The organism is Neptuniibacter sp. SY11_33 (assembly GCF_047778025.1).
In the GTDB taxonomy this organism is placed as follows: Bacteria; Pseudomonadota; Gammaproteobacteria; order Pseudomonadales; family Balneatricaceae; genus Neptuniibacter.
Window position 1 is genome coordinate 2,245,741 of sequence record NZ_CP180543.1, and the last position, 25,673, is coordinate 2,271,413.

At 44.0% G+C, this 25,673-nt stretch carries 21 protein-coding genes; 6 read left to right on the forward strand and 15 right to left on the reverse strand.

Going from position 1 to position 25,673, the window contains the following annotated elements:
• Positions 1–66 precede the first annotated feature (66 nt).
• The 11 genes from accD to leuC all read right to left on the reverse strand — a co-directional run bounded on the left by accD (position 67) and on the right by leuC (position 13,576).
• Positions 67–993, reverse strand: coding sequence for an acetyl-CoA carboxylase, carboxyltransferase subunit beta (accD, locus tag ACMXYV_RS10685; protein ID WP_415888480.1), 927 nt, complete (start codon positions 991–993; stop codon positions 67–69).
• Positions 994–1,008: 15 nt separating this feature from the next.
• A complete protein-coding gene (gene trpA / locus ACMXYV_RS10690; RefSeq protein WP_415888481.1) occupies positions 1,009–1,812 on the reverse strand; it encodes a tryptophan synthase subunit alpha in 804 nt (267 codons plus the stop codon).
• A gap of 20 nt (positions 1,813–1,832) precedes the next feature.
• Entirely contained in the window at positions 1,833–3,053 is a 1,221-nt protein-coding gene (gene trpB, locus ACMXYV_RS10695) for a tryptophan synthase subunit beta (RefSeq protein WP_415888482.1), read from the reverse strand.
• Entirely contained in the window at positions 3,043–3,666 is a 624-nt protein-coding gene (locus tag ACMXYV_RS10700; protein ID WP_415888483.1) for a phosphoribosylanthranilate isomerase, read from the reverse strand. Before ACMXYV_RS10700 ends, trpB begins: the two co-directional genes overlap by 11 nt.
• Before the next feature lie 68 nt (positions 3,667–3,734).
• Positions 3,735–4,589, reverse strand: a complete 855-nt coding sequence (gene truA, locus ACMXYV_RS10705) for a tRNA pseudouridine(38-40) synthase TruA (RefSeq protein WP_415888484.1) — start codon at positions 4,587–4,589, stop codon at positions 3,735–3,737.
• 1 nt (position 4,590) lies between these two features.
• Positions 4,591–7,830 carry a FimV/HubP family polar landmark protein gene (locus ACMXYV_RS10710; RefSeq protein ID WP_415888485.1) on the reverse strand — a complete coding sequence of 1,080 codons (3,240 nt, stop codon included), beginning with the start codon at positions 7,828–7,830 and terminating at the stop codon, positions 4,591–4,593.
• A gap of 146 nt (positions 7,831–7,976) precedes the next feature.
• Positions 7,977–8,999: an aspartate-semialdehyde dehydrogenase gene (locus tag ACMXYV_RS10715; RefSeq protein ID WP_415888486.1), complete on the reverse strand. Its 1,023-nt coding sequence runs from the start codon at positions 8,997–8,999 to the stop codon at positions 7,977–7,979.
• A 73-nt stretch (positions 9,000–9,072) separates the two neighbouring features.
• Positions 9,073–10,188, reverse strand: a complete 1,116-nt coding sequence (gene asd, locus ACMXYV_RS10720) for an aspartate-semialdehyde dehydrogenase (protein ID WP_415888487.1) — start codon at positions 10,186–10,188, stop codon at positions 9,073–9,075.
• Positions 10,189–10,355: 167 nt separating this feature from the next.
• Positions 10,356–11,435, reverse strand: coding sequence for a 3-isopropylmalate dehydrogenase (leuB, locus tag ACMXYV_RS10725; RefSeq protein WP_415888488.1), 1,080 nt, complete (start codon positions 11,433–11,435; stop codon positions 10,356–10,358).
• Between the two features lie 57 nt (positions 11,436–11,492).
• Complete coding sequence (gene leuD, locus ACMXYV_RS10730) at positions 11,493–12,140, reverse strand: 3-isopropylmalate dehydratase small subunit (RefSeq protein WP_415888489.1); 648 nt, start codon at positions 12,138–12,140, stop codon at positions 11,493–11,495.
• A gap of 17 nt (positions 12,141–12,157) precedes the next feature.
• Complete coding sequence (gene leuC, locus ACMXYV_RS10735; RefSeq protein ID WP_415888490.1) at positions 12,158–13,576, reverse strand: 3-isopropylmalate dehydratase large subunit; 1,419 nt, start codon at positions 13,574–13,576, stop codon at positions 12,158–12,160.
• Positions 13,577–13,773: 197 nt separating this feature from the next.
• On the opposite strand from leuC, the gene ACMXYV_RS10740 reads away from it, so the two are divergent.
• The 4 genes from ACMXYV_RS10740 to speD all read left to right on the forward strand — a co-directional run bounded on the left by ACMXYV_RS10740 (position 13,774) and on the right by speD (position 17,725).
• Complete coding sequence (locus tag ACMXYV_RS10740; RefSeq protein ID WP_415888491.1) at positions 13,774–14,649, forward strand: LysR family transcriptional regulator; 876 nt, start codon at positions 13,774–13,776, stop codon at positions 14,647–14,649.
• A 66-nt stretch (positions 14,650–14,715) separates the two neighbouring features.
• Positions 14,716–15,705, forward strand: coding sequence for a poly(R)-hydroxyalkanoic acid synthase subunit PhaE (locus tag ACMXYV_RS10745; protein WP_415888492.1), 990 nt, complete (start codon positions 14,716–14,718; stop codon positions 15,703–15,705).
• Positions 15,705–16,769 carry a class III poly(R)-hydroxyalkanoic acid synthase subunit PhaC gene (phaC, locus tag ACMXYV_RS10750; protein ID WP_415888493.1) on the forward strand — a complete coding sequence of 355 codons (1,065 nt, stop codon included), beginning with the start codon at positions 15,705–15,707 and terminating at the stop codon, positions 16,767–16,769. The genes ACMXYV_RS10745 and phaC overlap by 1 nt, the downstream gene beginning before the upstream one ends.
• Before the next feature lie 146 nt (positions 16,770–16,915).
• The gene (gene speD / locus ACMXYV_RS10755; RefSeq protein ID WP_415888494.1) at positions 16,916–17,725 is read left to right on the forward strand and encodes an adenosylmethionine decarboxylase; all 810 of its coding nucleotides are present in this window, start codon (positions 16,916–16,918) and stop codon (positions 17,723–17,725) included.
• Between the two features lie 42 nt (positions 17,726–17,767).
• On the opposite strand, the gene phaR is transcribed toward speD, so the two are convergent.
• Both phaR and ACMXYV_RS10765 read right to left on the reverse strand, forming a co-directional pair.
• Positions 17,768–18,250: a polyhydroxyalkanoate synthesis repressor PhaR gene (gene phaR / locus ACMXYV_RS10760; RefSeq protein ID WP_415888495.1), complete on the reverse strand. Its 483-nt coding sequence runs from the start codon at positions 18,248–18,250 to the stop codon at positions 17,768–17,770.
• Between the two features lie 55 nt (positions 18,251–18,305).
• Positions 18,306–18,563, reverse strand: a complete 258-nt coding sequence (locus tag ACMXYV_RS10765) for a DUF6489 family protein (protein WP_415888496.1) — start codon at positions 18,561–18,563, stop codon at positions 18,306–18,308.
• 582 nt (positions 18,564–19,145) lie between these two features.
• On the opposite strand from ACMXYV_RS10765, the gene ACMXYV_RS10770 reads away from it, so the two are divergent.
• Both ACMXYV_RS10770 and ACMXYV_RS10775 read left to right on the forward strand, forming a co-directional pair.
• Positions 19,146–19,493 carry a hypothetical protein gene (locus ACMXYV_RS10770; RefSeq protein ID WP_415888497.1) on the forward strand — a complete coding sequence of 116 codons (348 nt, stop codon included), beginning with the start codon at positions 19,146–19,148 and terminating at the stop codon, positions 19,491–19,493.
• 240 nt (positions 19,494–19,733) lie between these two features.
• On the forward strand, positions 19,734–21,782 hold the full coding sequence (locus ACMXYV_RS10775; RefSeq protein WP_415888498.1) for a methyl-accepting chemotaxis protein: 2,049 nt from the start codon (positions 19,734–19,736) through the stop codon (positions 21,780–21,782).
• Between the two features lie 69 nt (positions 21,783–21,851).
• On the opposite strand, the gene ACMXYV_RS10780 is transcribed toward ACMXYV_RS10775, so the two are convergent.
• Positions 21,852–22,562, reverse strand: a complete 711-nt coding sequence (locus ACMXYV_RS10780; protein ID WP_415888499.1) for a response regulator transcription factor — start codon at positions 22,560–22,562, stop codon at positions 21,852–21,854.
• Positions 22,559–25,453 (reverse strand): cache domain-containing protein, encoded by a 2,895-nt coding sequence (locus tag ACMXYV_RS10785; protein ID WP_415888500.1) that lies wholly within the window; start codon positions 25,451–25,453, stop codon positions 22,559–22,561. Before ACMXYV_RS10785 ends, ACMXYV_RS10780 begins: the two co-directional genes overlap by 4 nt.
• Between the last annotated feature and the right edge of the window lie 220 nt (positions 25,454–25,673).

Consider the following 25,673-nt stretch of genomic DNA (forward strand, 5'->3'; position numbering starts at 1 on the left):
TTAACAATCACCAGAAACCAAAAAGGCCGGCGTTTTCACGTCGGCCATTTTAACTACCTTGAACAATTACTCTGCTTCAGGTTTCGCAGGTTCTTCCTCAACGACAACCTCACCCTCAACTGTTTCCACAGGAGGTAGCGGGCTTTGGTTGGTTAGCTTACGTAAAATACGAGACAAACGAGAGCGCATTTCACCACGGTTAATAATCATATCAACCTGGCCGTGCTCTAGTAAGAACTCACTGCGCTGAAAACCTTCAGGCAATTTTTCACGAACTGTTTGTTCGATAACGCGAGGTCCAGCAAAACCCATAAGTGCTTTAGGTTCAGCAACATTTAAGTCTCCCAACATCGCTAGAGATGCAGATACACCACCATATACTGGGTCTGTAAGTACAGAAATATAAGGTGTACCTTGTAGACGTAGCTTTTCTAGGATCGCACTTGTTTTCGCCATCTGGAATAGAGAGAACAACGCTTCCTGCATACGCGCACCACCTGATGCAGAGAAACAAATCAGTGGGATATTCTCTTCTAGCGCAATGTTGGCTGCACGAACAAAACGCTCACCTACAACCGCCCCCATAGAACCACCCATGAAGCTAAATTCAAATGCAACGGCAACAACAGGCAAACCTTCTAGCTCACCACGCATCGCGATCAATGCATCTTTTTCGCCAGTATTTTTCTGTGCCGCACTTAAACGGTCTTTATATTTTTTAGAATCTTTAAACTTCAGACGATCGATAGGCTCAACATCTGTAGCAAGCTCTTGACGGTTATCTTCATCTAAGAACAATTCAAGACGACGACGCGCGTTAAGGCGCATATGGTGGTCACACTTAGGGCAAACATTCAGGTTCTTTTCCAGCTCAGGGCGGTAGAGAACAGATTCACACTTAGGGCACTTTTTCCACAAGCCCTCAGGGATATTCGAGCGTTTTTTCTCTGAACGAACAAGAGAGGGAACAATTTTTTCCAGCCAGTTACTCATTATTTCAAAACCTTATTAGCTGTCCATTGCTTGACGCATATCTTTGATAATTGCAGCTACTTCCGGGGCAATTTTACCCTGATCTTTTACTAGTGATGCAATCTTATTAACTAAAACACTGCCGACAATAACACCATCCGCAATTTTTGACACGGCTGTAGCTGATTCAGCATCTTTGATACCGAAACCTACACCTAATGGAATGTCAGTATATTTACGAACGATGTCTAGTCTGTCAGCTACAGCCTGAACATCAAGTGAAGCGGAGCCGGTAACCCCTTTCACTGATACGTAGTACAGGTAACCACTACCGTTCTCACAAACGTATTTAATACGTTCTTCTTCGGTAGTCGGTGCCAATAGGTAGATGGTATCAATCTCATGCTCACGCATAATCTGGTTGAACTCGCCTGATTCCTCAGGCGGTAAATCAACGGTTAATACACCATCAACACCCGCTTTCTGCGCTTCTTCTGCGAAGCGTTGATAACCAAGAATTTCGATCGGGTTAAGGTACCCCATCAAAACGATTGGTGTTTTATTATCTTTCTGACGGAACTCAGCTACCATAGCTAGCACATCCAGCAAACGTACGTTGTGTGTTAACGCGCGCTCACAAGCTAGTTGGATAACTGGACCATCTGCCATTGGATCTGAAAATGGGATACCTAATTCAATAACATCGGCACCCGCTTCAACCATAGCGTGTAGTAAACCTACAGTAACTTCCGGCGCAGGATCTCCTGCTGTCACATAAGGAATTAGGGCTTTGCGACCTTCAGATTTTAGCTTTGCAAAGCTTGCAGCAATACGACTCATTCTATTTTTCCTCGCACAAATCAGATATTGATGCCATCGATCTGTGCGACCGTATGAATATCTTTATCACCACGACCAGACAAGTTAACAACGATTGTCTGATCCTTATCCATCTCTTTAGCCAGCTTCATTGCATAAGCAACCGCGTGGCTCGATTCAATTGCCGGCATAATGCCTTCAACACGTGTTAGCGCACGGAAAGCATCCATAGCTTCGTCATCTGTCGCATCAACATAAATTGCGCGCCCAGTATCTTTTAGGTACGCATGCTCTGGTCCAACGCCTGGGTAATCAAGGCCAGCAGATACAGAGTGAGTGCCGATGATTTGACCACCTTCGTCAGACATCAAATATGTACGGTTACCATGAAGTACACCTGGGCTACCTGCAGACAGTGGCGCTGCATGCTGCCCCGTTTCTACACCATAACCGCCCGCTTCTACGCCATACATTTTGACATCAGCATCTTCGATGAATGGGTGGAATAGGCCAATTGCATTTGAGCCACCACCTACACATGCCACAAGTGCATCAGGTAAACGGCCTGTCTGATCCAAGCACTGTTGACGTGCTTCACGACCGATTACACATTGGAAGTCACGAACTAACTTAGGGTAAGGGTGTGGACCCGCAGCAGTACCAATGATGTAGAAAGTATCATCAACATTGGTTACCCAATCGCGCATCGCTTCATTCATTGCATCTTTAAGCGTACGAGTACCAGATTCAACCGCTATAACCTCTGCACCTAAAAGCTTCATACGATAAACGTTAAGTGCCTGACGCTGAACATCTTCAGCGCCCATATAAACCTGGCATTCCAAGCCTAAACGAGCAGCAACCGTTGCTGTAGCAACACCATGCTGTCCAGCACCGGTCTCTGCGATAACACGCGGCTTGCCAGTGTATTTAGCCAGTAGCGCCTGACCAATTGTATTATTAACTTTGTGAGCACCCGTATGGTTAAGGTCTTCACGTTTCAGGTAAATTTGAGCTCCACCTACTTTTTCGGATAGGTGCTTCGCATGATACAAAGGCGAAGGACGTCCAACATAATGTGCCAGATCACGATCAAATTCTTCCTGGAACGCTGGATCTCGCCACAACTTCTCATAAGTTTCTTCTAGCTGCTTAAGCGCAGCCATTAGAGTTTCAGATACGAAACGACCACCGTAAGGGCCAAAGTGGCCTTTACTATCGGGCAACTGAGCAAGTGCTTTAAGATCGATATTAGTTGGCACGGGTTACCTCATTTATAAATCTATTAATTTTGTCGGTATCTTTGATACCTTTACTCTTCTCTACCCCACCACTCACGTCAATCGCGTAAGGTTTAACGGTTTGAACAGCCTCGGCTACATTCTCACAGTTAAGCCCCCCAGCAAGAATAATCGTAGCTGGGTGAGGTGTTGGAATACGATCCCAGTCGAAGGCTTCGCCTGTTCCACCTGGAACACCCGGACGATAAGCGTCCAGTAGAATAGCCTGCGCTGAAGTAAATTGTTCCACTGTTTCTGTTAAATCCAGCTCTGGTTTCATCCGTATTGCTTTGATATACGGACGACTAAAACTGCTACAGAACGCTTCAGTTTCATCACCATGAAATTGAAGTAAATCTATACGAGTTTCTTCGACAACTCGATCAATAAACTCTCGATCTGCATTAACAAAAAGCGCTGTAGTCGTCACGAACGCTGGAAGCTTTGCAATGATTTTTGCCGCCTGCTCAACCTCAACAGCACGAGGGCTAGGCGCATAAAAAACAAAGCCAAGAGAATCAGCCCCAGCATTAATAGCCGCTTGAGCATCTTCTACATTCGTAATACCACAAATTTTAACGCGCGTTCGGTTCACAGATACAGTTCACTTAGAAAATATCAGGTTGCAAATAGTAGCAGATAGAGGGCCACTAAGTCAGTCAACTATGACAGGAAAAAAGGCCCTATTTTCGATTTAGGCAAATCAAATTCATCAGGGTACTTAGCATCGACGAAATAAAGACCATAAGGAGGTGCGGTTACACCGCCCTGACGACGATCTTTTGCGTCTAAAACCTCTTTTGCCCAAATAGGATCAGCTTCGCCACAACCAACGCTCATCAAAACGCCGGCGAAGTTTCGAATCATATGATGCAAAAACGCATTGGCTCGCACATCCAAAACGATCAGGTGACCACTCTGATATACATCTAGCTGCTTGACTGTGCGCACCGGACTGTGCGCCTGACAGCCTACAGCACGATAGGAGGTAAAATCATGCTCGCCTACAAGATAGCTTGCAGCTTCCTGCATCCTCTCTACATCCATCTGCTTGTAGGTCCAAGTAATACCTTTTGGCAAAATAGCAGGCTTAACTGGATTACAGTAGATAAGATATCGATACCGGCGCTCTACAGCAGAAAAACGCGCATGAAATTCATCCGAGACAGGTACAGCCCACTGGATAGCGATATCGTCGGGAAGATTTGTATTCGTACCTAAAACCCAAGCACGATCCTCTCTTTTTACCGGACTATCAAAATGAATAATTTGATAGGTTGCGTTTACCCGCGCATCAGTTCTACCTGCACAGATAACAGATACAGGTGCATTCGCAATTCTTGAAAGCGCTTTTTCCACTTCCTCTTGAATGCTAGGCACCCCCCCCTCTTTCTGAATCTGCCAACCACGATACGCGGCACCAGAGTATTCAACACAAAGGGCATAACGATAAGAAGGGGCGATAGAAATCGCCCCTTCTGGTGAACTATTAAGTTCAATACAACTTTTTTCTGACATACTACTTTTCGTTAATGGATTGAATCAACGCTTCAGCTTCTTTCTTCTGGTCATCAGTGCCTTCGGCAACAATCTCTTCCAGAATATCTTTAGCGCCTTCGAGGTCTTCCATATCCATATAGGCACGAGCCAGATCAAGCTTAGTTTCAACTTCATCTGCTCCCTCTAACAGGTTTAATCCTGCCAGCTCGTCAAAATCTTCATCCACTGAGGCATCCTCTTCTTCTACAGCACTTTCTTCTAGTACTATATCACCCTCTTCACTATTAAGTAGCGCATCCAATTCAGAATCTAAATCTGCTTCTAAATCGTCAGAGATAGAGGCTTCCAAATCATCATCTTCCAGAACAACTTCTTCATCAGAAGAAGTGGCAGCTGCGGCTGCGGCTGCAGCCCCACCAACAGCGGCTCCCGCTGCTACATCAGTCAGATCAAGGTCTGAGCCTAGGTCATCTAGCATTGCATCTAGATCATCAGAAGCATCATCCGACTCGATAGCATCAGATTCTGGAGATTCAATCTCTTCCATTTCGAGATCAGCGGCCATTGACTGATCTATATCTTCGTCTACCTGCGCGAGTAACTCATCAAAACCTTCATCAGACTCCAGGGATTCGTCATCTAGCTCATCTTGAGCCTCAAGCTGACCTGGTAGAGACATCTCACTCGGATCAGGGTTCTCTGCAAGCATTGCCTCCAACGCTTCATCAGTTACATCTTCTTCTGCAACCGCATCAGTAGAATCTTTGGAAGGCTCAGCAAGATCACCCATATCCAAATCTTCAGCCAACAGAGCTTCCAAATCATCAGCAGCATCAGACTGAGCCACTTCGACATCTTCTTCAGCAGCTGACTCATCTCCTACTTCAGCAAGTAGATCTTCAAGCTCATCAGCATCAGTTTCAGTCGCTGTTTGCTCAGCAGCATCGGTTAATTCTTGGACATCTTCATCAGACACTGAATCCAGCAGATCATCCAAACCCGACTCATCAAGCTCTTCAGGAACCGTATCCACTTCCATATCAGCAGCTAGATCTGCTTCTAAGTCAGGGCCTTCAGCTTCAAGCTCGGCAACATCTTCAGCAGTCACAAGATCGGGAACTTCATCGACAACAAAGTCTAGATCTGCATCACTAAGATCCGAAATATCTTCCACTACGTCTTCAGAAGACTCTTCAATCTCCTCTTCCGCAGCATCATCTAGATCGAATTCTAAGTCGGTATCATCAAGACCTAAATCAATGTCACCGTCATCCGCTTCGTTAGTTGAATCAGTTTCTAGTGCTGCATCAAGATCGGCCTCGTTAATTTCAGGCTCGGCTTCTTCAACTTCACCCAAGATATCATCTAGGGCGTCAGGCTCATCTGCGTCCGCAACTTCTAGCTCATCTTCGGTTTCTTCGAGATCAGAAGGCTCGCCCAAAATTGCATCCAGCTCATCTGCTTCAGGCTCTTCTACTTCCGCTTCAGCCTCTTCAACTTCATCATCGTCATCTAGGCCTAAGTCAAACTCGTCATCTTCGAGTAGTGCATCAAGCTCATCTGGATCATCAGTTTCTACAGCCTGAAGAACATCACCTGTTGCATCTTCTTCAAGATCCAAATCCATGTCCATGTCTAGATCTAGATCGTCTAAATCTTCCAGATCATCGGCATCGGTTAGATCCAAATCAGCATCATCTAACAGATCATCTTCTGCACCTAAATCTAGATCCTCAGTAGCATCAAGATCTTCTGCCACTTCATCATTTGATTCGGTTTCAGCCTCAGTCGCTTCTTCAGACGCTTCCGCTGTTTCAACCTCTTCGGTGGTATCTAGATCTTCTGGAACCTGAACCAGTGCATTTTCTTCTTCTGCAGTTTCTTCATCTTTTTTGCCGCGACGAAGGAAGAAGAACAAACCACCCAGCAGCGCAATAAGCGCAGCGCCAATTCCACCAAGGATTGCTGGTGACTGCAATATAGTATCTAGGAAACTCTTTTCTGGCGGCGGTGGTGGCGGAGTAGCCGCCTTTTCAGCAGCTTCAACTTTGTTCTGTAATTTTGCTAGCTCTTGATCTTTAAGCTCTAGCATTTCACGTAGCTTACTCAATTCGTACTGAATTGAATCTAGCTTTTCATTTAACTCTGCATTATCACGGGTAATCTTATCTACGTTTTCAAGAGACTGACTCAGTCTATCTTCAAGCTCTTGATTACGCGTGATTAACTCTTGCTTCTCTACATCCACGTCACCTTCTGGTTTAGTTTCAGTAGATTCATCCTGCATGTTTTTTTCTTGGTCTTCTGGCTTATCACCTTCAGCCTTGTCAGACTGATCCGTCATCGCACCTTTTTCAGGTTCAATCGACTCTTTTGGAGTAACAATTTTGAGTTCAGCAGACTTATCATCTTCAGGCGCAGGCTTTGGCTCTTCAGTTACCGCTTTAGTAACCGGCTTCTTTTTAGACGCATCTACGGGCGCAGCCTCTGTCTTACCTTTGTTTTTCCATTCCGATGTTTGACGCACCACTTCCAGTGCAGCATCTTTGGAATTAAGACGATTAATTTCATCTCGAGTAGGCAGATCAAGTACAACACCTGCTCTAAGCGCGTTGATATTGCCATTTACAAATGCATGGGGATTCTTTTTCTGCAAAGCAATCATCATCTTCTTTGCAGAGATACTCGTGTTTGGTCTGTGTTTGATAGCAATAGACCAGAGGGTATCTTTAGGATCGACGTAAACTTGCGTTGCACTTGTATTGCGAGATGGCACGCTCTGCATAGGCTTCGACCGCACAGTCGAAGATGGGGTCACTGCAGTTGTAGAAGGCTGTACAGTTTTACGAACTGGTGTTGGATCGTAGACAGGGGGATCTAGTAATAGCGTGTACTCTCGTACAAGGCGCCCACTTGGCCAATTCACCTCAACCAAGAAGTTAAGGAAAGGCTCCCTAACAGGGCGATCCGAACGCATGGTGATTAAACCTGAGCCATCTGGGTTTACTTTAACCTGAAAGCTAACATCGGTTAGAAAACGAGATTTGTCTAGGCCAGCCAAAGCGAATTCGTCAATATTCGCCATTCTTGGCTGAATCTGCAATGGGCCAAGTTTCCTCACTTCTAACAACTGAATTTCCGCATTAAGCGGCTCATTCAATGCTGAGTGAATTTTAATTTCGCCCAATCCCAGCGCATTAGCGTTGGAGGCACTTATAATCCCTGCTACCGCAAGGCTGACGGCGAGTTTTCGCAACATCATCAGTTTCCTTGTTCCCCTACCCTCAAAACTCTGAGTAATTCAGAGGGTTGCGATTCTGAAATCCTTCCACAGTATTGTTTATAAACCGCTTATGGGTCAAGGAAATACAAACAACTGTTTGTATTTCCTCTTAAAAAAACGATCTAAATATACTGTTGGATCAAAATCTCAGCTATTTGAATGCTATTTAGAGCAGCTCCTTTACGCACATTATCGGCGACCACCCATAAATTTATAGCATTTTCACAGGAAATATCCTCACGGATACGACTAATGAACACGTCATCGTTTTTAGCTGCATCGGTAACAGCAGTTGCATAACCACCCTCTTCCTGATTATCGACCACTTCCACACCAGCAGAATGGCCTAACAGCTCTCGCACTTCTTCCGCGCTAATTGGATCCCAGCATTCAATATGCACTGCAGCACTATGACCAAAGAAAACAGGTACGCGCACGCAAGTTGGATTTACCATGACACCTTCATCACCAAGGATTTTTTGTGTCTCCCACACCATTTTCATCTCTTCGCGGGTATAACCATTATCTTGCAAGGCATCGATCTGTGGCAGCACGTTAAACGCAATCTGTTTAGGATAAACCTTGTTCTCTGGTGTTTGCGCATTCAGCAATTTTGCAGTCTGACCAGCCAACTCTTCCACACCACTCTTACCGCTACCAGATACCGCCTGATATGTAGCAACATTGACACGCTTAACTGAAGCATGACGATGAATTGGAGCAACCGCTAGAAGCATCTGAATTGTGGAACAGTTAGGATTAGCAATAATCCCTCTATTCGGATAGTCAGCAACTGCTTCAGGGTTTACCTCTGGCACGACTAGCGGCACATCATAGTCATAACGGAAACATGATGTGTTATCGATAACGATACACCCCTGATCCGCAGCCATCTGCGCATACTCTTCCGAGACTGCTGCCCCAGCTGTGAAAAAAGCAATCTGAGCCTGAGAAAAATCAAAATCCTCTATCGCTTCAACTTTATAGTTTTTCTCATTGAACTGAATCTGCTTACCGGCGCTGTTCTCACTTGCTACCAGATACATATTTTCAACAGGAAATTCACGCTGCTCTAGAATTTCCAGGATTGCTTCACCTACCATGCCTGTTGCGCCGACAACAGCAACATTAAAACCTTGACTCATTTTCGTTTCCCCAAAAGCAAACCAGCCCGAACTAAGTCGGGCTGGTTAATATTCTTACTTAAAGACTGATTTATTAGTCTTCTAATAGAATTCTCAGCATACGGCGTAGCGGCTCAGCCGCACCCCATAATAACTGGTCTCCGACGCTAAACGCGTTTAGGTATTCATCACCTAAGTTCATCTTACGAAGACGACCTACAGGAACATTCAATGTGCCTGTAATTTTAGCTGGTGTAAGTTCCTGCGCAGTAATATCACGCTCGTTAGGAATAACTTTAACCCAGTCATTTGCTTCAGCCAGCATTGACTCGATCTCATCCATAGGAACATTTTGCTTCAGCTTAATCGTGAACGCTTGGCTATGACAACGCATCGCACCGATACGTACACAAGTACCATCAATCGGGATTGGGCTATCACCCAGACCGAGAATTTTGTTAGTCTCAGCAAACGCTTTCCACTCTTCACGGCTCTGACCATTATCCAGCTTAGTATCGATCCAAGGGATCAAAGAACCCGCTAGTGGTACACCAAAATTATCGACAGGCATTGCATCGCCACGAATAGTTTCTGCAACCTGACGATCAACATCTAAGATAGCAGACGCTGGGTTAGCAAGATCTGTAGCTACAGACTCTTTGATGATACCCATCTGAGAGATAAGCTCACGCATGTGACGCGCACCGCCACCAGATGCAGCTTGGTATGTCATGGAGGTCATCCACTCGATCTGACCCGCATTAAACAAACCACCCAAGCCCATCAACATCAGTGAAACTGTGCAGTTACCACCCACGTATGTTTTGATACCGTTAGAAAGACCGTCTTTGATCACATTCATGTTTACTGGATCAAGCACGATGATTGCGCTGTCATCCATACGCAAAGAAGAAGCTGCATCGATCCAGTAACCTTCCCAACCAGCACCACGCAGATCAGCGTAAACCTGTTTCGTGTAGTCACCGCCCTGACAGGAAATAATGGCATCCATCTGTTTCAATTCTTCAATGGATGTCGCATCTTTCAGTGCTGGAATATCTTTACCAATATCCGGACCAGCCTGACCTACCTGGGATGTGGTGAAGAAGACCGGTTCTTCGATATGATCGAAATCACGTTCTTCCATCATGCGTTGCATAAGCACGGAACCCACCATTCCACGCCAGCCAACAAAACCTACACGTTTCATTAAATTCACCAAATAATCAAATATAAACAACAAAGCCGGTACCGCCATCGATACCAGCTTTCGTATACTCCGAACGCATCAGAGTTGCTCAATTATGCATTATTTCTGCATTTGAGACTATCGTAATCTACCGAGACATCAGTAGATTACGACTATTTTTCTATTATTTATTGCAGAGCAGCAACCACTGCATCACCCATCTCAGAAGTAGACACTTTAGTCATACCTTCTGACATGATGTCAGCTGTACGTAGATTCTGATCCAGAACCTTACTTACTGCCGCTTCGATACGATCTGCAGCTTCACCCGCATCTAGAGAGTAACGAAGCATCATTGCAGCAGACAAAATAGTCGCCAATGGGTTTGCTAGGCCTTGACCTGCAATATCAGGCGCAGAACCGTGGCACGGTTCATACATACCTTTACCATTCTCATCTAGTGACGCAGACGGCAACATGCCGATAGAACCCGTCAACATTGCAGCAGCATCAGACAAGATATCGCCGAACATGTTCCCTGTTACTACAACATCAAACTGTTTAGGCGCACGTACCAACTGCATAGCCGCGTTATCTACGTACATATGACTTAGCTCAACTTCTGGATATTCTGTTGCAAGATCATCCATAATTTCACGCCATAGAACAGTCACTTCTAGCACGTTAGCTTTATCTACAGAACATAGACGCTTGTCACGTGCCATTGCAGCCTCAAATGCAACACGACCAATACGACGGATCTCATTCTCATCGTAAACGTAAGTGTTATAACCTTCGCGAACACCACCCTCTTTTTCACGGATACCACGCGGTTGACCGAAGTAGATACCACCCGTTAATTCACGAACAATCAAAATATCCAAACCCGATACAACTTCTGGCTTTAAGGTAGATGCGTGAGCAAGCTGAGGGTAAAGAATTGCTGGGCGCAAATTACCAAATAGCTCTAGCTGAGAACGGATACCCAATAGACCTTTTTCTGGACGAATTTGAAAATCAGGGTTTGTATCCCACTTAGGACCACCAACAGCACCTAGCAGAATCGCATCAGACGCTTTAGCAGCTTCTAGAGTCGCTTCTGGCAGTGGCACACCAGCAGCATCAATTGCAGCACCACCTACGTCAGCTTCGCTGAACTCAAGACCTAGACCGTCTTGCTCGTTAACCAATTCCAAAACGCGACGCGCTTCTGTAACAATCTCAGGACCGATGCCGTCACCCGGCAAAATCAAAACATTTTTAGACATTCTTATAACCTTCCCGATTGCCTCGTACAGAGGCTCTTATCTAATTCTTAAATTCGATTACTTAATTGCGTCAAACAACCAAGGCGCAGACTGACGACGCTTCTCTTCGTAAGCCTTAATATCATCCGCATGTTGCAATGTAAGACCGATATCGTCCAAACCATTTAGTAAGCAGTGCTTACGGAAACCATCAATCTCAAATGCCATTTCTTCACCAGAAGGCGTCTTAACAACCTGATTCTCAAGATCGACCGTTAGCTCGTAACCTTCAGATGCAGCCACTTCTTTAAACAACTGATCAACCTGTTCTTCACTTAAGATGATCGGCAACAAACCGTTCTTGAAGCAGTTGTTATAGAAGATTTCAGCAAAGCTTGGCGCAATGACAGAACGGATACCGAAATCATCTAAAGCCCAAGGCGCGTGTTCACGACTAGAACCACAACCGAAGTTTTCGCGTGCTAGTAAAACGCTTGTGCCTTTGTAACGCGGCAAGTTCAAAACGAACTCTTCGTTTAACGGTCGCCCCGTACACTCTTGGTCAGGCTGACCTTCATCTAGATAGCGAAGCTCATCAAACAAGTTTTTACCAAAACCTGAACGCTTGATGGATTTCAAAAACTGCTTTGGAATAATCATATCGGTATCAACATTGGCACGATCCAATGGAGCTGCGATACCTGTGTGCAAAGTAAATTTGTTCATGTCGCTCTCCTGATACCTTACTTAATCAACTCACGTACATCGATAAAGTGACCTGTTACTGCAGCAGCTGCAGCCATAGCAGGGCTTACCAGATGAGTACGACCACCAAAGCCCTGACGACCTTCGAAGTTTCGGTTAGAAGTAGAAGCACAGTGTTCACCATTACCCAATTTATCTGGGTTCATTGCCAAACACATAGAGCAACCTGGCTCACGCCATTCTAAACCTGCAGCAGTAAAGATCTTATCCAAACCTTCTTTCTCAGCTTGCTCTTTTACCAAACCAGATCCCGGTACAACCAATGCTTGAATGATGTTGTCAGCCACTTTACGACCTTCAACCACTTTCGCAGCGTCACGTAGATCTTCAATACGGGAGTTTGTACAAGAACCGATAAATACACGATCAAGCTGGATATCAGTAATATTCTGATCTGCATTCAAACCCATGTATTCAAGTGCACGATTGATACCATCAATCTTAACCTGATCCGTTTCGCTAGCAGGGTTAGGTACCTGCGCAGATACACCAACAACCATCTCTGGGGATGTCCCCCAAGTCACTTGAGGCTCAATGTCTGGACCGTTGATCACAACCACTTCGTCGAACTCCGCATCATCGTCAGATACTAGATCTTTCCATGCTGCCACGGCCATATCCCACTGCTCACCCTTAGGTGCAAATGGACGGCCTTCAACGTAATCTAACGTGATTTGGTCAACAGAAACCAAACCAACACGAGCGCCCGCTTCAATCGCCATGTTACAAACGGTCATACGACCTTCCATAGACATGTTACGGAAAACATCGCCACCAAACTCGATGGCATAACCCGTACCGCCTGCAGTACCGATCACTCCAATCACATGCAACACAACATCTTTCGGCGTTACACCAAGGCCTAGTTCGCCATCAACGCGCACCAGCATGTTTTTCATTTTCTTAGTGATCAGACACTGAGTTGCCAATACATGCTCAACTTCTGATGTACCAACACCATGTGCAAGCGCACCTAGGGCACCCAGTGTTGCTGTATGAGAATCACCACAAACAGCTGTCACACCTGGAAGGATTGCGCCTTGCTCTGGCGCCATTACGTGAACGATACCTTGACGCTGATCGTTCATCTTGAATTCTAGAATGCCGAACTCATCGCAGTTGCTATCTAGCGTTTTCACCTGAATTTTAGAAACAGGATCAACAATCTGATCAACACCACCAGAACGTTCCGTTGTTGGCACATTGTGATCTGGGGTTGCGATGTTCGCATCGATACGCCATGGCTGACGGCCAGCCATACGCAGACCTTCAAAAGCCTGCGGAGAAGTTACTTCATGCAGAACCTGACGGTCGATATAAATCAAAGAACTGCCGTCATCATTTGTACGAACCAAATGCGATTCGAACAACTTGTCATATAACGTTTTACCAGCCATGGAAGCTCACCTCACTTTATTCTTTTCATTCGCTCAACACTTCCAAAACCGCTGAGCCAACTAATTTATGCAGCAATCCTAGTGCACACTTAGCTACAACACAAATTCATATTTTTTATGCTTTAGATTCCAAATAGGAATACAATAAAATTTCGCACGGCTACTGTATGACAGAAAGGGTTATAGGAACGAAATTTATGGATACTAATACACTGCAAGCATTCTTAGCTGTAGCTGCCACAGGCTCATTTTCAAAAGCTGCCGACCAACTCTTTTTGACTCAATCAGCCATCAGCAAGCGGATTGCATTATTAGAAGTCCAGTTAAACAGCAAACTCTTTGACCGGATTGGCCGCACTGTAACAATGACGGAAGCAGGTACCGCCCTACTACCCAGAGCTAAAGATATTTTGCTGCAATTGGATGATGCAAAAAGGCTGATTAGCAATCTAAACGCAGGCGAAATTACAGGTAATTTTAAACTAGCTGCAAGTCACCATATCAGTTTACACAGACTCCCCCCTCTATTAAAACAGTATGCAGAAGCCTGTCCAAAGGTCGAGCTAGATCTTGAATTTGCCGAATCAGAGGTCGCCTATGAGGGCGTCCTTAGGGGCGATCTAGAACTTGCTTTGATCACTTTATCCCCCGAACCCGATTCATCTATTCATTCGGAGATTATCTGGGATGATGTACTCAGATATGTGGTAGCGAAAGATCACCCGTTAGCAGGTTGCGATAAGATCAGCCTTGAACAGCTGACTCAAGTCAACGCTATTTTGCCCGGCAGCAATACATTTACTCGAAGCCTAGTAGAAAAACTATTCCAGCAGCACGCTCTGGAACTTAACGTAAGCATGTCTACAAACTACCTCGATACGATCCGCATGATGGTCAATATTGGTCTCGGCTGGAGTCTCTTACCCGATAGTTTAGTAAATGATGAGTTATGTGTTCTCGACGTTACCGATTCAGAGCCCGTTCATCGAAACCTTGGGATTATCTACCACCGCAATCGCACCTTATCAAACGCCGCTAACTATTTAGTAGAAATGCTTAGGAATGATCGATAAGCGGATGTAAGCGAAAGCCAGTTGTAATAAGATAGTTTTATCGAGTAAAAATCGGAGAGTTGGCAGATGGAAAATAACGGCTTATCAATGGAAGCCTTGTTAGATGCCCAGAAAGAGTATTGGAAAAAAATCACTTCCGGTGCAGAGATGCCTCAACCACAGGAATGGGCTGAGCTTTTTACCAAAAGCCAAGACACAGTCAAACAGGAAGCACCTGAGCAATTTGCTCAAATGCTCGACATCCTCGGCGCGCAATCTAAGAATTTCACTCAATACGGCGAAGAGCTTTTAAACCAGTACCGTAATGGTGGGGAGCAACACCTCAATCAAGCAGTACATGAGTTTCAAAAGTACATGCAAAAGCAGACTGCCGATGCACTGATGCAACAATGGCAACTACCAGAACAGTTCGCATCCCTATTTAAGACTCACAGCTTTCGCGACGACCTTCTCTTCGAAAACCCATTTTCCAGTGGTATGAAAAGCCTTTTGGAAACACCTATTATCGGCACTCATCGCGAAACACAGCTACAAACTCGAGAAGCGACAAAGCTAACCATTGAATATCAAGAAGCATTGCAAGAATACGTTGAGCATTACAGTTCGATCAATCAGAACGCATCGACACAAATGCTTACTAAGCTAACTGAAACGGCCGATGAGGTGTCAACACTGCAACAGCTTCATGATATCTGGGTAGATGCTTATGAATCTGCATACTCAGATACAGTATTCACAGATGCTTACCAACGTTCACACGGTCGTATTAGCAACGCACTGATGAATATGCGCAAATTTGCGCAGGATGTCCGCGATGTACATTTTCAATCTGTCGGCTTAGCCACACGCAAAGGTCTGGATACCGCACTCCAACGTCAACACCAATTGCGTAAGGAAATGCGCAACAATCGCCGAGAAATGCTCGTAATGCAGCAAGAGATAGCGACGTTGAAGGAGCAAGTTTCTGTAGACTTTATCTTGGAGTTAAAAAAAGAGATTACGGCACTAAAAAAAGAAGTAACATCCCTGAAAAAACAAGCTAAGGGGACTAAATAATGAATGGATTTAACCTAGACCCTAGCGTTGTCTCACAGGAACTTTTTGAATTTAATCGTAAGCTGCTCAAAAGCTACAATACGCTTTCACAGCTAAAAGAAGTAGATGTCGATTCCACGCCTTATGACGTGATCTATACCGAAGATAAGCTGCGCCTACGTTACTACCAGAGCCAAGGCGACAAACGCTGTTCTACCCCTTTATTGATCTGCTATGCATTAGTTAATCGTCCTTACATGATCGACCTAGAAGCCAAGCGTTCAATGCTGCAGCGTCTTTTAGAGCTAGGTTTAAATGTATACCTAATCGATTGGGGCTACCCTGATGCCGCTGATCGCTACTTGGATTTGGACGATTACATCAATGAGTACCTCAATAATTGCGTCACTGCGACTTGCAAACATGCAGGCTCCGATCAAACCAACCTTCTAGGTATCTGCCAGGGGGGTACATTTAGCCTGTGTTACACAGCTTTAAATCCAGAAAAAATTAAAAATCTAATTACTATGGTCACTCCGGTCGATTTTCAGACCGAAGATAATCTTCTCTATCACTTAGCTAAATACGTTGACGCTGATCTAGCCGTTGAAACCTATGGCAATATTCCAGGAAGCATGCTGAATGATTCCTATAACTCGCTTATGCCAATGCGTTTAGGCGTGCAGAAGAACTTGGGTATGCCAAATCAGCTAGAAAATCATGAAAGCGCTCTAAGCTTTTTACGAATGGAAAAGTGGATTTACGACAGCCCTGACCAAGCAGGCGAAGCTTTCCGCCAATTTATCACTCAGTTTTTTCAACAAAATAAGCTGATTAAAGGTGAAGCGATGATCGGCGATAACCAGGTTAACCTAAGCAATATCACACAACCGGTACTCAATGTATTTGGCAGTTTCGATCATCTCGTCCCACCTAAGGCCTCTACAGCATTAGCTGAGCATGTAAAAACCAAAGATTACACGGAACTGGAAGTTAAAGGTGGCCATATCGGTGTTTTCGTTTCTGGGAAATCACAAACTCAAGTGGCGCCCGCCATTGTAGATTGGCTAGCCGAACGGGATTAATCTCCCGTTCTTGCTTTCCACCCACCGTTTTTCAGCTGCATTAATTATTTTCACCTCATTTAGCATCAATTTTTCCTTTCTCATCGCTAAATTGTCGACTAAAATCCGCGTCAAATTTTCGTAGTACTCAATTGGAGCTAGAAACCTTGGCGACTAATGACAAAATCAAGCTACAAGGCTTTAACAATCTGACAAAAAGCTTGAGCTTTTGTATCTATGACGTCTGCTATGCACAAACCTCGGAACAGAAAGCTGAGTATATTGAATATATCGATGAACAGTACAGCGCTGAACGCCTCACCGAGATCTTAAGCGAATGTTGCGATATTATTGGCGCTAACATTCTTAACATTGCTAGACAGGATTATGACCCTCAAGGGGCTAGCGTAACCATTCTAGTAGCTGAAGAGCCAATTAAAGATTCAGAAGCAGTAGACACAACAGAGAAACCAGGCCCTATGCCGGATTCTGTTGTAGCGCATCTAGATAAGAGCCATATTTGCGTACACACTTACCCAGAAGCTCACCCTGATGATGGCATCTGCACCTTCCGAGCAGATATCGAAGTTTCGACTTGCGGTATTATTTCGCCTCTAAAAGCTCTGAACTACCTGATTCACCGTTTAGAATCAGATATCGTGACGGTAGATTACCGCGTACGTGGGTTCACTCGAGATATTCACGGGATTAAGCACTATATCGACCATGATATTAACTCTATTCAGAACTTCTTTACGTCCGACATTCACGATCAGTACCAGATGCTCGATGTGAATGTTTATCAGGAAAACATCTTCCATACCAAGATGATGTTAAAGGACTTTGATTTAAATACATATCTTTTCGGTACGACCAAAGAGGAACTACCTGAAGCAGAAGTTCAACAGATCACTGAGCGGTTATCTAAAGAGATGAATGAGATTTTCTATGGCCGTAATATGCCAGATATGAAGTAACATACATCCAAAATAAAAAAGGCCGCTTAGCGGCCTTTTTTATTACTTATCTTTTTGTGTCTCAGATGTAGACGATTGTTGCTCCTGCTGCTGTTCCGGCCCTTCTCCAGGCTTGAACATACCCCACATCTGCATATTCTGATCCGCAATACGGTTCATCATAGTTAGTGGATTTGCTGCACCCATCATCGTTTGCATCTGATCACGAATTCGATCCTGATGCTCAAGGAAAGACGCTATGCTTTGCTCTAGGTACTGACTCATCATGCCCTGCATACTGTCACCATAGAAACGGATCAATTGCTGCAGTACTTGGTTGGTCAGTAGAGTCCCATGCCCTTGCGCTTCTTGCTCACTAATAATCTGCAACAAAATATTTCTTGTCAGATCATTCCCAGTTTTAGAATCTTCAACTTTAAAGGCTTCACCATTGAGTACCAGTTGCTTTACATCATCTAACGTGACGTAACAGCTGCGCGAGGTATCGTACAAACGGCGATTTGTATATTTTCTTAGAATACGCAATGTACTTTTCTCTCTCGTATCATTCCCTTGGTTTTAACTGATCACTTCACCTTGATCAGTCTTTTTTATTATCAGAGCTACCGTAGCCCGAGGTCATAAGACCCATCATTATTTTTTGCAGTGCTTCCATAGAACCGAGGCCACTGTGTAGGTAAGGTTTGAACAGAGTCAACGGATCATACCCTTCCGCACCAGCATCCATCTGTTCAGTGATCTTATCCATCATATCTTGCTGAAATTTCTGCACATCTGGTAAACCCAAAACTTTACGCAGTTCTTCCGGCGACATATCAATATCGATTTTGAACTTCACACCCCGACTCCTTAAGCAAGCAGAATAATACCCTAATCCTATAGTAAAACTTCGGCAGTGCAAAATTTTCAGATCAATACTTTTGCTGCGCTTTTCCACGAAATTAGTTTTTAGTTGTTAGACGTTAGAAACCTAAGGCATCCGAACAAACCTGAAGCAAGGTAGAATCACAAATAGTAAAGACGCTTAAATCAGGTAAAAAGGCCTCAAGCTTCCCAAATGAAGTTTAGCAGTCCCCATAGATAGTGGTCTTGGAAGGCTTATTAAAAATTAGACGAATGAATTTTTTAACAGGAACTAAGCATTGTTATTAGCTTGGCAAAATAAGGCATTACATAATCATTATTGATACGACTGTTGCCCTGAATTTTTTAAACATTTGATACATAAGCCTAAAGAATAATGCTCTACTGGCTAAATGCGCCAATTATTTAACAAATTAGGAATTTTTCTTAATTGGCTATGTTCTGTTATCAAAGTAGTATTGCGCGCATAATCAAGGCGGCTAATATACGCCCTACAAGCCTAACCATGGATGTAATCAGGCTTTATTCAATCCTCAAATTACAAGGAATGTACTAGATGTCACGCAATTCATTAAAGCTCATCAAAGATCTCGATAATTTTAAGTTTGTTTACTATTGGGCCTGTTCTGACCAAGGGAAAGTGAGTCCAAACCTTCCTACCTTGCTCCATGCTGGAGAATGGATCATCGAACATAACAGCTCAAATTACACTGGTTCCGAAAGACGTAAAACGATGGTTGACCGCCGCAAAAAACAAGCTGCTGCAACAACAGCCGAAATGGATTTGGTTTATTCTCGACGCTTAAACCCAGAGGGCCGTCGTGTAACTGACAAAGTTCCTGTAATTGACCTAGATCTAACTCCAGAAAAATTCAATGAAATGAAACAGGATGTTCTTAACTAATCACACAAAAACAATTAAGAATCATTATCTTATAGAAGAGTGACTGATAAAATCCAAACACTTATACCTTTGTAGGATTTTTAAAGGCTGATAATTATCTTTCTATACTACCTAAGCACTTTTTGCCCGCTTTAGAGTTGCTTATAGCCTTACTAGGCATATAGTTAATCCAATCATAAGCTCCAAAACTCATGATTAAACTAAAGCTCTTACTCTGGCTGAGCCACTGAGGTAATTTGCATGCCATCATTCCTTCGACACGCATCGATTGTTAACCAATTAGCAAGTATCGTTTTGCTTATAGTGCTTGCAGTATTTACAGCACTTACTTTGTTTGTAAATCACGAAGTTGATAAAGGCTTCATTAAAAATGTAGAACATTCTCTGGATCAGCAAGTTGATCAATTAGCCAAAAACATCGATTTTTTTAATGAGACCTTAAAGCAGCAAACGAATCAGATTGCCGATGTTTTTATCCAGATGTTTCCCGGCGATATGCTTATTGATGAACTAAACCAAGTTAAAGTTGGTGAATTTACAGTTCCTACACTTCTGCATGATTATGACACTGTTACACAGAACTTCTCTAAACCCGATCAATTCACAAGTATGACGGGCGGTACCGCGACCATATTTATGCGTGTTGATGATGATTTTTTACGCGTGAGCACATCTCTACGTAAAACAGACGGCAGTCGAGCTTTTGGCACAATGCTTGGCAAGAAACACCCAGGTTATAAAAAACTGATTAACGGTGAAGAATACAGTGGGCCTGCTCACTTATTTGGTCGCGACTACATGACCAAATACATCCCATTCAAAGATTCCCAAGGTAAGGTCATCGGCATTCTTTACGTAGGCTTTGATTACACTGACCGACTAGCAGCGCTGCATAAAACCATCTCTGATCTTCAAATTGGCAAAACCGGTTTTGCTTATATCGTAAATTTGAAACAAGGCTCTCAGTTTGGTCAGTTACTTTTGCATCCATTCGCGAAAGGCAAAAATATTACTGAGGTGTCAGAAAGCGGCAACAGCTTGCTTAATACAATTAGCAGTAACGACCACGGATTCACTCATATCCCTTTCACTCATGAAGATGGCGACCTCAAAGATAAATTGATTGCTTATTCTCAGGTTTCGACCTTTCAATGGGCTATCGTTGCAGGTGCAGCAACTGAAGAATTCCTAACAGAAAGTGACAAACTTCACATGGAGATGACCCTACTTTCCATTTTCTGTGCGCTGATTATCGCCGGATTACTATTCTTTGCATTGAAAGTAAAACTGCAGCCAATCGATACGATCTGTAATTATATGCAAGCTATTGGACAGGGCGACCTGACGACACGTATCGATACCGATATGGGCGACGATGAAAACACCCATAACGAGATACATAAACTAAGCCGTAGTGCCAAGAAGACCGTCGCAGGGCTTAGAAAAGTAACAGGTGAATTGAACACGACTATGCATGCCATCCAAAACCATTTGGGTACAGTATCCTCGGGTATCGATCGCTTAAATGTCGATATTAATCGTCAGCAACAGGAAACTGAAATGGTTGCTGCTGCTATCTCAGAAATGACGTCTACTTCTGAAGAAGTGGCACGTAATGCTGCATCTGCTGCAGAGCAAACGCAACGCGCTAATAACGAAGCTGATAACGGTGATAATTTAGTGCAAGAAGTCGTTAGTTCTATCCAGGGTATCTCTTGTGAGGTTAATGAACTCACAAATATGATCGAACAGGTAGAAGAGAACAGTAATGCCATTGGTACTGTTATGGATGTAATCCAAAACATTGCGGAACAGACCAATCTACTTGCACTTAATGCCGCTATCGAAGCCGCTCGTGCTGGCGAAGCTGGTCGAGGCTTCTCGGTTGTAGCTGACGAAGTTCGAAACCTTGCGCAACAAACAGCGTCCTCAACTACAGAGATCAGAGAGATGATCGAACGCTTGCAGGGTAATACTCGCAATGCTGTAGATCGTATGGAACAGAGCAACACCAAGGTACAAAGCAGTGTAGAGATGACTAGCCAAGCAGGGCATGCTCTAACATCGATAACCGAATCTGTCGCGAATATCTCTGATGCAAGTGCTCAAATAGCCTCTGCAGCTGAAGAACAAACTTCGGTTAGTGAAGACATTAGTCGCAATGTAGAGAGTATCAGTTCGATTGCTCAAGAAACCGCTAATTCTAGCCAACAAATGAATGCCGCAATCAATGAGCTAGGCAATGCTGGCCAAGAGCTAAAACGCGTAATCGCACTGTTTAAAGTATAAATAATCCATTTAAACTAAAAAGGGAGCTGAATTCAGTTCCCTTTTTAGTTTCGGATTAACTCCTAACAACTATTCCCATCTCACCTCTGAAGTGAACATATATCCCGCCCCATAAACCGTTTTTATAAACGCGGGCTGCTGAGGATCTTCTTCTATTTTTTTACGTAACCTCGACATTCTTACATCAATACTTCGATCATAAGGGACACAATTTTCACCTAAGAGTTGATCTCGTGATAGTATTTGGAAAGGATGCTTTAGCAACGCGAGCAACATATCACCTTCGGCTCGACTCAAAGACTCTGCGGGCTTATGCGCATGCTTTAGGCTCAGAGAGTCAGGCTGATATACCCACTGCCCAAAACGCGCTTTTTGGGGACTATCTATGACTAAATTTTTCTTTTTACGAATGCGGCGCAATAGACTCTGAACCCTAGCCACAAGCTCTCTAGGCTCAAACGGCTTTGTAATATAGTCATCAGCCCCAAATTCTAAACCAAGTATTCTGTCAGTCAGTCCATCTCGGCCAGACACAATGATGACTCCGACCTCATCCTCATCAAGCTGCTTAACTAACTCCATACCATCCATATCAGGAAGGTTAAGGTCTACTATGCAGATATCTGGTTTCGCCCAGCTAATTTCAACAAGAGCAGCTTCTCCAGTGGTAAATGGTTTAGCTTGATAACGAAAGCTCTGCAGAGTTGTACAAATAAGCTTGCCTAGATCTTCTTCATCTTCAATTACATAGATCACTGGGGTGCTGACATCTGTCATCATCTGCTCTCCTGATTATCCTCTGTTAGGCAAGGCACTATTTTTCTTTCTAAGGTTTCGGCATCGAAAGGTTTTTGAATCAAGCTATATTCAAACTCAAGTTTGAATGGCTGCTCACTGTAGCCTGTCATGATCACAACAAAAGCCTTTGGGAAAATCATATTCACTGCGGTCGCGACATCATAACCTGACGCTGCTCCCGGCATCACCACATCGCTTACAACACCGGCCAAATCCGATAAACCGGTTAACATGGCTAAAGCCTCATCACCACTACCCGCTTCAACTACGGAAAAGCCCATCGACCTTAATTGCCCACGAACCAACTGACGCACATCTGCATCATCCTCAACTAATAAGATAAGAGAACTTTCAGTGATCTCCGCCCGATCGATCCCTACAACTGTTTTTGTAGTTTGGATTGCCTGCGGGCTATGTTGCTCCACCGCACATAACAACAGATCAACTCTCGCGCCTACTTGCCCATGATGGTAATGAGCGCGATTTTGAATTCTAAAATAACCCTTAGACTGTTTTACAAACCCATAAACCATACTCAAACCTAAGCCTGATCCTGCACCTGTGCCTTTGGTAGTAAAAAATGGCTCACAGGCTTTATCTAAGGCTTCGTCACTAAAACCCTCACCGGTATCACTCACACTGAGTAATACATATTCACCTGGAACTACCTCTTCATCCCACGGGGCTTGCTGAACTTCTCTGCTATATGAACTAACCGCTGATACCATTAAGCACAACTCTCCGCCCTTAGGCATCGCGTCCGCGGAATTAAGCGCCAAATTTACCAAGGCATCTTCCATTTGAGCACTATCGACATAAACAGCAGGTAGGCTTGGTTTAATTTGGGTTCTTAGCTGAATATTTTCGGGCAGAGGTGCAGCCAATAGACCGACTAAATCGTTGATAAGCTGATCGGGTTGTACATAACTAGGCTTAAGCGGCTGACGTCGCGAGAACGCCAACAAACGTTTCGTCATATCCGCCCCTCTTCGGGTGGCTCTTACAGCAGGCGTAAGATGTTGCTGTAGGTGCTTAGGTAGATCGTGTTTACCTTGCAGCTCGAGGAGATTACCAAGGATGATCGTAAGCAAGTTATTAAAATCGTGCGCTAAACCACCCGACATCTGCCCTACCGCTTTCATTTTGCTAGCCTCAGCCATACGCTGTTCTACTTCACGCTCGTGCGTAATATCGATAGAGAGGGTTAACATCCCTTCGACTTCTTTACGTACGTTATAAAATGGCAGAACGGTACGACGAGTGAGAATATCTTTGCCGTGATCATTGAGGCGATATTCGTACACAGGCGTCTCACCCTGCATCGCTTTCTCGATATAAGGCTGAAGAGCCTGATGCATCTCCTCGCCGACCACTTCTTCAAAAGTTTTACCAACAATCCCCTCTTTGGTCTGGTCAAACATCTCTCTGTACTGACGGTTTGCAAACACATAACGTAGTTGGTTATCGAGGTAAGCCACCTGAGCCGGCAATGCGTCTAAAATCAAACGCTGCCGAGTCTCTACTGCGCGTAGTTCATCTTGCGTAGTTTGCAGGGAGTTAACCGCTTCCAATAAACGACTATTTGATTCTGATAGCTCTTTGGTACGTTCATTAACGCGGCTATTGAGGTTGTTAATATTCCCCCGTAAGCGATCCACCATGTAGTCGAATGATTCAGCCAGGATACCCAGCTCATCATTTCGAGAAATACCGGTTTTCGCAGATAGATCACCACGGCTGATCTTATAAGCGGTCTGCGATAGGGATTTAATGGGAGAAGTTAGCCACTCAGCAAAGATAAACACAGCGACAATGGACGCCAATAGACCAAAAAATCCCATGGCCATAATGCGCTGACTAATTTGTACTGAGCTGGCTTTTAAGTCGTCTAGATACACCGACGAGCTGATATACCAATCAAACCCTGATAAGTGTCTTACCAACGAGAGCTTTTCGTATTCATAATGCCCTGGATCATCGGGTCTATCCCATTTGTAATACAGCTCTTTACCAGTATCTGACACAGCCATCAAATCTTGATAGATAGGTTGACCTGTTACTGGGTTTAACTGCGTTTTAAAATTGATTCCATGAATATTACGGTTGGGGTGAAACAGCATATTCCCTTGAGAATCGAACACGTAGAGATAGCCATTCTGCGCAATTTTAATATCTTTGAGCGCTCGATTTATCTCTGCTATTGCCCGCTCTTTTTGCGCGGCAACCTCGCGCTGAATATCGTCAATATAAACCCCAGCCCCCATCACAAAGCCCCAATCTGGGTAATGTTTTACATAGGAATATTTATCGATTGCTTCTATTTCGTTAAGGCGGTTCCATTTGTATTTATAAAAACCAGTACCGTCGGTTAAAGCTAGAGAGAGAATGCCAGGAATAATCAGATTGCCATCAGTATCTTTTACATCTGACATATTTTGCTGATGGTAAGCATCATCAGGATGAGAGATCAGGTTCGCGTCATAATCTGAGATCCAAATATAATCGCCATTACCAAATTGAAACTCGCGTAGATCTGTAAATATCTTCTCCCATATTTGATCTTCACTTAAGCCTCTTTGCCTACCATCACGCAACTCAAGATTTATATGGTTTTCAGCTAAATCAAGCACAGACCCCAAACGCTGTTCGTGAGATTTAAGGGTATTGTCTACGTAACGCTCCGTCCCTGCGTACATCCGATTAGCAAGATCATAAACGATGTTTAAAACCTGACGGTTGGAATTCAACTCAAGATTGAAAACATTCTGTTTAATCAAAGGAACGGTAAAGAAATAAATTGCAGCAAAAATGCTACCGATTAGCGCCAATAGCATTAAGAACAAGCGAATAGTAATAGGTGAACGGCGATACATCGAATCTACTATCTCGTTGATGTTACAAACACAACTCCCCTTCCATGAGAGATAAGTCCTAAAGGAACCTGCGAATAAGTCTCATACTTTCTCAGTGGGCTATAAAACGGCCAGATACGCGAAAGTCAGCGCAGTGGAATGTCTAGACCTTTTCAAGCTGGCTGACAAAGTAGATGGTCGTTTTAGAACCCACCCTCTGGGGCTTCCAGAGCAAATGAAT